5 protein-coding genes and 1 pseudogene are annotated in these 5265 nt (G+C 71.1%); 1 reads left to right on the top strand and 5 read right to left on the bottom strand.

The genetic code is table 11. The features are described from left to right. The 5 genes and pseudogenes from C1I93_RS28005 to C1I93_RS27985 form a co-directional block, all read right to left on the bottom strand. Positions 1–110: pseudogene (locus C1I93_RS28005) on the bottom strand (co-chaperone YbbN); the annotation flags it as partial. A 100-nt stretch (positions 111–210) separates the two neighbouring features. After that, a complete protein-coding gene (gene icmA / locus C1I93_RS28000) occupies positions 211–1899 on the bottom strand; it encodes a coenzyme B12-dependent isobutyryl-CoA mutase large subunit (protein ID WP_111246266.1) in 1689 nt (562 codons plus the stop codon). Positions 1900–2003: 104 nt separating this feature from the next. Next, positions 2004–2408 carry an Asp23/Gls24 family envelope stress response protein gene (locus C1I93_RS27995; RefSeq protein WP_111246265.1) on the bottom strand — a complete coding sequence of 135 codons (405 nt, stop codon included), beginning with the start codon at positions 2406–2408 and terminating at the stop codon, positions 2004–2006. Positions 2409–2492: 84 nt separating this feature from the next. Then, the gene (gene meaB, locus C1I93_RS27990) at positions 2493–3491 is read right to left on the bottom strand and encodes a methylmalonyl Co-A mutase-associated GTPase MeaB (protein WP_111246264.1); all 999 of its coding nucleotides are present in this window, start codon (positions 3489–3491) and stop codon (positions 2493–2495) included. Continuing rightward, a complete protein-coding gene (locus tag C1I93_RS27985) occupies positions 3488–4681 on the bottom strand; it encodes an acetyl-CoA C-acetyltransferase (RefSeq protein WP_111246263.1) in 1194 nt (397 codons plus the stop codon). The genes meaB and C1I93_RS27985 overlap by 4 nt, the downstream gene beginning before the upstream one ends. 61 nt (positions 4682–4742) lie before the next feature. Between C1I93_RS27985 and mce the strand changes: the two genes are divergently transcribed. After that, positions 4743–5222 (top strand): methylmalonyl-CoA epimerase, encoded by a 480-nt coding sequence (gene mce / locus C1I93_RS27980; RefSeq protein WP_111246262.1) that lies wholly within the window; start codon positions 4743–4745, stop codon positions 5220–5222. Positions 5223–5265: the final 43 nt, after the last annotated feature.

Raw genomic sequence — 5265 nt, 5'->3', positions numbered from 1 at the left:
GGCCCGGACTGCGCCGGGGCCGGCGTGGGACTGGGGGCAGGGCTGCGCAGCGCGCTGAGGTCGACCGCGCCGCGGGTGAAGATCGACGAGGTGATCCGTGGGTCGCTCATGGTTATCTAGTCTCGCACGCGATTTGCTGAACTCAGATCAACCGCGGCCCGCACAGTTGCGACCGTCACCCCTGCCCAGCCACCCTGACTCCGGCTGTTGTCAGAACCGTGCGGGCTCGCGGTAAACGCCCCATTCCGCGCGCAACGCGTCGCAGATCTCGCCGAGGGTGGCCTCGGCCCGGACCGCGTCGAGCATGGCCGGGATCAGGTTCTCTCCGGTCCGGCTGACCGCCACCATCGTCTCGATCGCCGCGCGTACCCGGGCGTCGTCGCGGCCGGACTTGCGTTCGGCGAGCACCCGGCGCTGTTCCAGCTCCACCTCGTGCGAGATGCGCAGGATCTCCAGCTCCTTGGCGACCGTCGCGGTGTGACAGTTGACCCCGACGATCTTCTTGTCGCCCTTCTCCAGCGCCTGCTGGTAGACGAATGCGGATTCGGCGATCTGGCCGGTGAACCAGCCGTCCTCGATGCCGCGCAGGATGCCGGCGGTCATCGGGCCGATGGCGTGCGGACCTTCGCCGCCCAGGGCACGGATCCGGGCGAAGATCTCCTCCGCCTCGGCCTCGATCCGGTCGGTGAGCGTTTCGACGTACCACGAGCCGCCGAGTGGGTCGGCCACGTTGGTCACCCCGGTCTCCTCCATCAGCACCTGCTGGGTCCGCAGGGCGATCTCGGCGGAGGAGTCGGTGGGCAGCGCGAGCGTCTCGTCCAGGGCGTTGGTGTGCAGCGAGTTGGTGCCGCCGAGCACCGCGGCGAGCGCCTCCACGGCGGTGCGTACCACGTTGTTCACCGGTTGCTGCGCGGTGAGCGACACTCCGGCGGTCTGCGTGTGGAACCGCAGCCACAGCGCCTTCTCGCTGGTGGCGCCGTAGACGTCGCGCAGCCAGCGGGCCCAGATCCGGCGGGCGGCGCGGAACTTGGCGATCTCTTCGAAGAAGTCGACGTGCGAGTCGAAGAAGAAGCTCAGCCCGGGTGCGAAGACGTTGACGTCCAGCCCCCGCGAGAGCCCCAACTCGACGTAGCCGAAGCCGTCGGCGAGGGTGTACGCCAACTCCTGCGCGGCGGTCGAGCCGGCCTCCCGGATGTGGTAGCCGGAGACCGACAGTGGCTTGTAGCGCGGGATCTCCGTCGCGCAGTACTCCATCAGGTCGCCGATCAGGCGCAGGTGCGGCTCCGGGTCGAAGAGCCACTCCTTCTGCGCGATGTACTCCTTGAAGATGTCGGTCTGGAGGGTGCCGTCGAGCGTGGACAGGTCGGCGCCCTGCCGCTCGGCGGCGACCAGGTACATGCAGAAGACCGGCACCGCCGGGCCGGAGATGGTCATGCTGGTGGTGACAGCGGCCAGGTCGATGCCGTCGAAGAGCACCTCCATGTCGGCGGCGCTGTCCACCGCCACCCCGCAGTGGCCGACCTCGCCGAGGGCCTGCGGGTCGTCGGAGTCGCGGCCCATCAGGGTGGGCATGTCGAAGGCGACCGAGAGGCCGCCGCCACCCGCGCCGAGGATCATCTTGTAACGCTCGTTGGTCTGCCGGGCGTTGCCGAAGCCGGCGAACTGCCGGATCGTCCAGGTCCGCCCCCGGTAGCCGGTGGGGTACAACCCCCGGGTGTACGGGAACTCGCCCGGCCAGCCGATCCGGTCGAACCCCGGGTACGGCGCACCCTCCGGGGGCCCGTAGACCGGCTCGACGGGCATCCCGGAGAGCGTGGTGAAGTCGGCGTCCCGTTTCCGCGCGGCGTCGTACCGGGCCTGCCAGCGGGCCCGTCCGGCAGCGATCTCGTCGGCGTTCATCCCGGGGCTCCTCCTTGAGTCCTCGACTGCACGTCGAGTCTAGAGCCCTGACCTGAACGATCGCTAAGCCAGTTCGTACCGGACGGTAACCGAGCGGCGCGGACTCAGGCGGGCGGCCCGTCGATGGCCACGTCGTCGACCCGGATGTTGATCTCGTCGACCCGCAGCCCGTACGACTCGACCGCCTGGGTCACCCCGGCCCGTACCGCGGTGGTCACCTCGGGCACCGGATGCCCGGCGTCGATCACGATGACCAGGTTGATCACCGCGCCGCCGTCGGTGACGTGCGCAGAGCACCCCCGCCGGGCGTCCCCCACCTGGTCCAGGCCGACCCGGTCGAGCACCGCGTTGAAGAACCGGGCGATGTCCCCACCCAACTCCACCACGCCCGGCACGGCCTTCGCCGCGGCCACCGCGATCTTCTCCACCACCTCGTCGGAGATGTGCGTACGCCCGCCCGGCACCGCGTCCGGCGTCATCGGCAACTCCTGCGTCATCTCGTGGTCCATGCTCTCCCACCGGCCGTAGCCCGCCCACGCCTGTCGCGGGTCGATGCGAGCCTAGCCGTCCGCGCCGCTGCGCAGTGGACGCCGTCAGGCGGAGAGCTGGGCGAGCAGGGCGTCGGCGGCGGCGTACGGATCGGTCGCGCCGGCGGCCACCTCGGCGGCGAGCGCCGGCAGCTGCGTACCGTCGCGTAGCGAGCCGATCCGGGCCCGCAGCGCACCGAGCGCGATCGCCTCGATCTCGACGGCGGCCCGCGCCTCGCGGCGGCGGCGCAGCTCGTCGTGCTCGACCAACCAGCCGCGGTGCTTGTCGATGGCGGCGGCGATGTCGTCGATGCCCTCGCCCCGCACCGCCACCGAGCGCACCACCTGCGGACGCCACTGGCCCGGCCCGCGCTCACCCAGGGCGATCATGCCCTGGATGTCCCGGACGGTGGCGTCCGCGCCGTCCCGGTCGGCCTTGTTGACCACGAAGATGTCGGCGATCTCCAGGATGCCGGCCTTCACCGCCTGGATCGCGTCGCCCATCCCGGGTGCGAGCAGCACCAACGTGGTGTCCGCGAGCGAAGCCACCTCGACCTCGGCCTGCCCCACCCCGACGGTCTCCACCAGCACCACGTCACAGCCGGCACCTTCCAGCACCCGCACCGCCTGCGGGGTGGCCGCCGACAGCCCGCCGAGGTGTCCCCGGCTGGACATCGAGCGGATGTAGACGCCCGGATCGGTGGCGTGGTCCTGCATCCGCACCCGGTCACCGAGGATCGCCCCGCCGGTGAACGGGCTGGACGGGTCGATGGCCAGCACGCCGACCCGGTGGCCCCGGGCCCGCAGGGCCCGCACCAGCTCGTTCGTGGTGGTCGACTTGCCCACCCCGGGGGAACCGGTCAACCCGACCACCTGGGCCCGACCGGTGTGCGGGGCGAGTGCCGCGGCGATCGCCGGCAGCGTCTCGTCGCCCGACTCGACCAGGGTGATCAGCCGGGCCACCGCGCGTGGGTCGCCCTCGCGGGCCCGCTCGACGAGCAGTGGTACGTCCCGACTGCGCCGCACCGAACCGGCCGCCGGAGCACCAGCGTTGCGCCGGCTCACTGCTCAGACGGGGCGGGGACGTGGATGATCAGGGCGTCACCCTGACCGCCGCCACCGCAGAGCGCCGCCGCCCCGGTGCCGCCACCGCGCCGCTTGAGTTCCATGGCGAGGGTGAGCACCAGCCGGGCGCCGGACATGCCGATCGGGTGGCCCAACGCGATCGCGCCGCCGTTGACGTTGACCTTCTCCGGGCTGACCCCGAGGTCACGGGTGGACTGGATGCCGACCTGCGCGAACGCCTCGTTGATCTCGATCAGGTCGAGGTCGGAGACGCTGAGCCCGCCCTTGCGCAGGGCGTGCTGGATGGCGTTCGACGGCTGCGAGTGCAGGGAGTTGTCCGGCCCGGCCACGTTGCCGTGCGCCCCGACCTCGGCCAGCCAGGTCAGGCCGAGTTCCTTGGCCTTGGCCTTGCTCATCACGACCACCGCGGCGGCGCCGTCGGAGATCGGCGAGGAGCTGCCCGCGGTGATGGTGCCGTCGGCGGTGAACGCCGGCCGGAGCCGGGCCAGCGACTCGGCGGTGGTGTCCGGCCGGATGCCCTCGTCCTCGCTGATCACCAGCGGGTCGCCCTTGCGCTGCGGGATGACCACCGGGGTGATCTCGTCGGCAAAGTGACCGTTCTTCTGCGCGGCGGCGGCCCGCTGGTGGCTGGCCGCGGCGAACTCGTCCTGCTCCTGCCGGGTGATGCCGCGGGCGGTGCCGTGCCGCTCGGTGGACTCGCCCATGGAACAGCAGTCCCAGGCGTCACTCAACCCGTCGAGCGCCATGTGGTCCTTGAGCGTCACGTCGCCGTACTTGTAACCGCCGCGCTGGCCGAGCAGCAGGTGCGGGGCGTTGGTCATCGACTCCATGCCGCCGGCCACCACGATGTCGAACTCGCCGGCCCGGATCAGCTGGTCGGCCAGGGCGATCGCGTCCAGGCCGGAGAGGCAGACCTTGTTGATCGTCAGGGCCGGCACGGACATCGGGATGCCCGCCTCCACCGCCGCCTGCCGGGCCGGGATCTGCCCGGTGCCGGCCTGCAGCACCTGCCCCATGATCACGTACTGCACCTGGTTCGGAGCGACGCCGGCCCGCTCCAGGGCGGCGGCGATGGCGATGCCACCCAGCCTGGTCGCCGGTAGGTCCTTGAGGTTGCCCAGCAGGCGCCCCATCGGGGTCCGCGCGCCGCTGACGATCACCGAAGCCATACCTGCCTCCGAGGGGGTGCCGACCTGTACGCCTTAACGATTGTTCGGCCAGACTAGCGTCATGCCTGAGAACTGCCCCATCGAGCCCGCTGCCGACTATGTCACAGACATCGGCCTGCTCCGTATCGACCATGTCGGGATCGCGGTCGCCGACCTCGACGCCGCGATCGACTTCCATCAACGGACGTTCGGGATGCGCTGCGTGCACACCGAGACCAACACCGAGCAGGGGGTCCGGGAAGCGATGCTGGCGGTGGGGCCGACCACCGAGGGCGGCTGCGTACAGCTGCTCGCCCCGCTGACCCCGGAGTCGACGATCGCGAAGTTCCTCGACCGCAACGGCCCCGGGGTGCAGCAGGTGGCGTACACCGTTGCCGACATCGACGCGGCCTGCGCGGCGCTGCGCGAACGCGGTCTCCGGCTGCTCTACGACACCCCGCGCCGCGGCACCGCCGGCTCACGGATCAACTTCGTCCACCCCAAGGACGCCAACGGCGTGCTCATCGAACTCGTCCAGACGCAAGGAGGGGCCCCCTGCTAACGCCTCATGTATAGGAGGGGCCCCCGGTTAACAACTCCCGCCC

The sequence above is a fragment of the Micromonospora endophytica genome (genome assembly GCF_003236305.1).
Classification (GTDB): Bacteria; Actinomycetota; Actinomycetes; order Mycobacteriales; family Micromonosporaceae; genus Micromonospora; species Micromonospora endophytica.
The sequence above is the reverse complement of the archived record's forward strand: the minus strand, read 5'-3'. Positions and strand labels throughout refer to the sequence as shown.